This window comes from Nocardia arthritidis NBRC 100137 (genome assembly GCF_001612765.1).
Lineage (GTDB): Bacteria > Actinomycetota > Actinomycetes > Mycobacteriales > Mycobacteriaceae > Nocardia > Nocardia arthritidis.
Genome location: NZ_BDBB01000017.1, coordinates 125,969 through 130,300 on the forward strand (window position 1 = coordinate 125,969; position 4,332 = coordinate 130,300).

Sequence of the window (4,332 nt, forward strand, 5' to 3'; positions counted from 1 at the left end):
CCCGCCTCTTTCCTCTTCCCTCACCGCCACTCTGCCAGCAGTGGTCGTGAGGCACACGTTTACGCTGCGCCGCGGTCGGTGCCGTCCCCATCCGGACCGGGGGTGTCCTGTCCCAGGCCCCGGCGGATCGCGATCTCCACCGGTGAGTACGTGCCGTCGGCCCGCTCCAGTTCGTACGGCGCAGCTGGCATCAGCGGCGCCTGAGCCATGAAGCGCGGCCGCACCCCATGGTGCGGTTGCGCCGCGTGCACCAGAAACGGATGACACAGGAAGACGTCACCCGGGGACCCGGTGGCGAGGGCGAGCGGCCGGTGCTCGGACGCCGCCACCAGATCGGGCGCGAGGGTCAGCCCGCTCGCCCCTTCTTCCCCGTACTTCTCCAGCACCTTCGGCACGTCGAGGTGCGAGCCGACCCGAATCCGGGTCGGGGCGTCCTGCTCACCGACCTCGCTGAACAGGAAAAGCATCAGCAGCGCCCGGCCCTGGGAGCGCAGATTCGTGAAGTACCAGCTCTCACCCTCCGGCAGATAGCCACCATCGATGTGCCAGCCCGCGTCGTCCGGCTCCTCCTCGTGCGGAAAGCGCAGCGGGAACGTGCCCAGCGAGTAGCGCGGCTCCCAGCGTCCCACGCCGACGAGCAGGTCGTACGCGCGCTGCAGGGACGGGGAGTTGGGTGCGGCGGCGAACGGCCCCTGCGCCATGCCGGCCACCCAGTGCACGGGCTGCGACCACGTCGACGGGTCGTCCGAGTCGCAGCCCGTCTCTCGCCACAGCAGCCGCGCGCAGTCCGCGGCCACGCGCGGCGCGACAGCGCCCTCCAACTTGACGAAGCCGTCGCGGAGGAAATGGGATACCAGGATCGTGTCATCCATGCCCCCATCATGCGGCGACACCGGCCCCGATCACCCGACATTCCCCGCACCGCCTTTGTCGGGTGATCACCGGAGCGCGGTCAGGCGGCGCACCGCCTAGGTGTACTCGGCCCTCAGGTTGGTGTCAGTCGGCTGATGGGTGGATGGCCGCCGAGTGCGCTGTGGCGTCGTCGAGTGTTGTAGTAGTCGATCCAGGGTGCAAGGGCGGCGGCGCGGTCGGTGTTGCTGGTGAAGACCTGCCGGTAGGCCTATTCGGTTTGCAGGGTGCGGTTGAGTCGTTCCACCTTGCCGTTCTGCCAGGGGCAGTGCGGTTTGATGAACACCTGCTTGGCGCCGAGTGCGGCGCAGACACCGCGGATGGAGTGTTTGTAGGCCCAGGCGTTGTCGGTCATCACCCGTTCGATCCGGGTGATGCCGTGCGCGGCGAAATACGCCGCGGCGCGGGCGAGGAAACCCGCACAGGTCGTGCCTTTCTCATCAGGCAGGATCTCCGAGTACGCCAGCCTGGAGTGGTCGTCGACCAGCGAATGCACGTAGTCGAACCCGGGTCCGTTGACACGATCGCGCACCACGGCGTTGCGGCCATGAGCGCGCCAGCCACCACCGTCGGGGATGCGACCGAGTTCTTGACGTCCATGTGCACCAGCTCGCCCGGGCGAGCTCGTTCGTAACGCATCGCTGTCGTCTTCGACGCTCGGATCACGATCCCGGTCAACGGATCGCACTCCCGCAGATACGGCAGCTGGTGGCGGCGCAGTACCCGGCTCACCGTCCGCGCAGGCACACCGAGTTCGTCGCCGAGCCACTGCGGGCCGCGGCGCGCGAGCCGGCGTAGCTCGATGATCCGAGCCTCGACCGCCTGCGGTGTCCGCGACGGCATGGTGTGCGGACGCGAGGAACGATCCACCAGCCCGGCCGCGCCTTCGGCCTCGAACCGGGCGACCCACGTGTGCACGCACTTGCGGGATATCCCCATCGCCGCCGCGATGTGGGCTTTCGGCCACCCGGCGCGATAGCGCTGCACGATCAACCATCTGCCATGAACGGTGGTGCGGGCATTACCGTGACACACGAGAACCTCCGGACGTGTGGGCGTGACCTTCGACAAGCCACACCCCACCCGGAGGTTCTCCCCCTATCAACCCGACACGCCGCTACCAACGTCCGTGGTCAGTACACCTAGATCGGATGCCGAGTCGTCCTCGCAATTGCGGCGGCCTCCGTCAGGGTTTGAGCGGATCGTGGCCCCAGTTCATAAGCGAGTAGCGCCACTTGCTGTCGACTATGTCCCCGGAAGGTCGTTGCTCGAGATGGCGGTGCGTGTAGCCGACGACTTTGCGCATGTGCGCGTAGTCGTCGTCGGTCAAGTCGTTCTTCTCGAGGATGTCCACGATGCGGCGTCCGCTCCTGTGCCCGGTCGACTCGCCGCCGCCTTCCGATTTCTGTCCCACCGATTTCGACTCGTCGGTGTCGAGCCAACGACGTAGTTCTTTCGCCGTCATATTGACGATGTTGTCGAATTCCGCACGCGTGTCTTTCTTGTCTGTCGTCATGATTTCAATCGTCCTGCCGATGAAGAGCGTCGGGTTTGTGCACCGCGTCACGACCGCTTTTCGCACTGCGCACCCGGTACTGCGGATCTTCTTCGGATGCCCGGACGGTCCGCCCGGAGGCTTCGGTGTCGGATGTGATCACGTCTTCCACCTCGCCTTCGGCGGTACTGCCGTGGCTCTTCCATTCCACTTTGTCGCCTTTGCTGAAGGACCGCTTGCTCATGGCAGATTCCTTACCTGTTCCCCGTTCCCGACCTGCATGTGGTACCCCGGCCGGGAGGCCGCAAACCGATAGCTGAAGCGATGCTGCATCGTTTGGGCAGCAGTGCGGGAGGGATCGCGGAAGTGAAGGCGTGACGTGCGGGTCAGAGGAGTTCTTCAAATGTTCGTTCGAATCCCAGCGCGCCGCGGCCGTCGGCGACCTGACGGTCGAGGAGGTTTTTCAAGGGGGCGACGAAGTCGAGGGTGACGTTCGCGTCGCGGCTGGCGCGGTTTATCGCGTCCAGTGCGGCTTTGTGGAACGCGATGGATTGGACCGGGTCGGTGTATGCGGCGGTGTCGATGACGGCCCCCTGATGTGGCAAGGACTGGGTCATGGCGCCGACCCACGCGGCGGCTCGTCGGCCGAATTCGGCGGCCGAGACGCCGACGGAGCGCATCATGGCCGCGCCGTGCAGGAAGCCGCCGAACATGGCGTACATGGTGGCGAGCAGGGCGAAGTCGTAGGTCGAGGCGAAGCCCGCGTCTTCGCCGAAGTATTCCGCGGCAGCGAGCAATTCGAGGGTTTCGCGGTGCGTGTCGAAGACCGTCCGGGAGCCGCTGTAGAGAATGGACGCGCCGGGCTGGCCGATCATGGGTGGCACCGCCATGATTCCACCGTCGAGGTAGTCGCAGTCGTGGCTGGCGGCCCACGCGGCGAGTTCGCGAGCTTCGTCGGGGGCGGAGCTGGTCAGGTTGATCAGTTGTCGTCCAGCCAGTCGGGCAGCGACCGGGTCGAGGGTGGCGTGCACCGAGGCGTGGTCGAGCAGTACGGCGACGATCGGGCCGTCGGCGCCGATCGCCTCGGTGACGGTCGCGGCGGTGGCGGCTCCGGCCGCGAGAAGTTCGGCGTCCTTGCCCCGGGTGCGGTTCCAGACGGTTGTCGGCACGCCGGCCTTCAGGAATGTCGCGGCCAGCGCCTGGCCCATCGCACCGAGCCCCAGGATGGTCACCGGGGTCTTCGTGGTCTCCGCCATTGCGGGTTCAGCTCCTTGGGTTCGAGAAATTTCCTGGTCAGCGCGCTGTGAACAAGAGTGCTCGTTGCCAGAAAGAGAGGCAAGTACCTACTATTTTGTCCGGTACTTACCAATTGGTTTGTGAGCTGGTAGCGAGGTGGACGGTGGGTGCGAAGCGATCGGGGCCGTACTTCTGCGGTATCGACGCCGCGATGGATGTGGTCGGCGGCAAGTGGAAGGCGCTGATTCTCTGGGAGCTGGAGAACCACGGTGTGCGGCGCTTCGGCGAGCTGCGCAAGGGGCTGCCGGGGGTCTCGGAGAAGATGCTGATCCAGCAGCTGCGGGAGCTGGAGGAGGACGGGATCGTGAGCAGGACCGTCTATCGCGAAGTGCCGCCGCGCGTGGAGTACCGGCTGACCGAGATCGGCGTCGCGCTCAACGCCGCACTGGAGCCGCTGGGCGCCTGGGGGCGGGACCGGATCGGTCGGATCGGGGCGCTGCGCGTGCATCAGCAGTCCTGAGGTGAATCCTTCAAAAGTGAATGTTTCACTCGGGCAACACCGTTCAGCGGAAGATCAAGCTACTAGTTGGTAACTTTAGTTACTTTTGTGCACACCCGGTGTAATTGACGCATAACCGGGCCCGTCGTATGTTCCACGTCACAACTTTTGCAAGATGTGGGTGGCAGCGCAG

Annotated in this window: 5 protein-coding genes and 1 pseudogene; 1 reads left to right on the forward strand and 5 read right to left on the reverse strand. The window is 65.7% G+C overall.

Annotated features, from left to right (window positions below; translation table 11 throughout):
• Nucleotides 1-59 precede the first annotated feature (59 nt).
• The 5 genes and pseudogenes from NA8_RS14300 to NA8_RS14320 all read right to left on the reverse strand — a co-directional run bounded on the left by NA8_RS14300 (nucleotide 60) and on the right by NA8_RS14320 (nucleotide 3,660).
• Entirely contained in the window at nucleotides 60-872 is an 813-nt protein-coding gene (locus NA8_RS14300) for a phytanoyl-CoA dioxygenase family protein (protein WP_063050872.1), read from the reverse strand.
• Nucleotides 873-985: 113 nt separating this feature from the next.
• Nucleotides 986-1,944: pseudogene (locus NA8_RS14305) on the reverse strand (IS481 family transposase).
• 151 nt (nucleotides 1,945-2,095) lie between these two features.
• Nucleotides 2,096-2,425: a DUF3140 domain-containing protein gene (locus tag NA8_RS14310; RefSeq protein WP_063050873.1), complete on the reverse strand. Its 330-nt coding sequence runs from the start codon at nucleotides 2,423-2,425 to the stop codon at nucleotides 2,096-2,098.
• Nucleotides 2,426-2,429: 4 nt separating this feature from the next.
• Nucleotides 2,430-2,648, reverse strand: a complete 219-nt coding sequence (locus NA8_RS14315) for a hypervirulence associated TUDOR domain-containing protein (protein WP_063050874.1) — start codon at nucleotides 2,646-2,648, stop codon at nucleotides 2,430-2,432.
• 142 nt (nucleotides 2,649-2,790) lie between these two features.
• Nucleotides 2,791-3,660, reverse strand: a complete 870-nt coding sequence (locus NA8_RS14320) for an NAD(P)-dependent oxidoreductase (protein WP_063050875.1) — start codon at nucleotides 3,658-3,660, stop codon at nucleotides 2,791-2,793.
• Nucleotides 3,661-3,803: 143 nt separating this feature from the next.
• Between NA8_RS14320 and NA8_RS14325 the strand changes: the two genes are divergently transcribed.
• Nucleotides 3,804-4,160 carry a winged helix-turn-helix transcriptional regulator gene (locus tag NA8_RS14325; protein ID WP_063050876.1) on the forward strand — a complete coding sequence of 119 codons (357 nt, stop codon included), beginning with the start codon at nucleotides 3,804-3,806 and terminating at the stop codon, nucleotides 4,158-4,160.
• Nucleotides 4,161-4,332 lie beyond the last annotated feature (172 nt).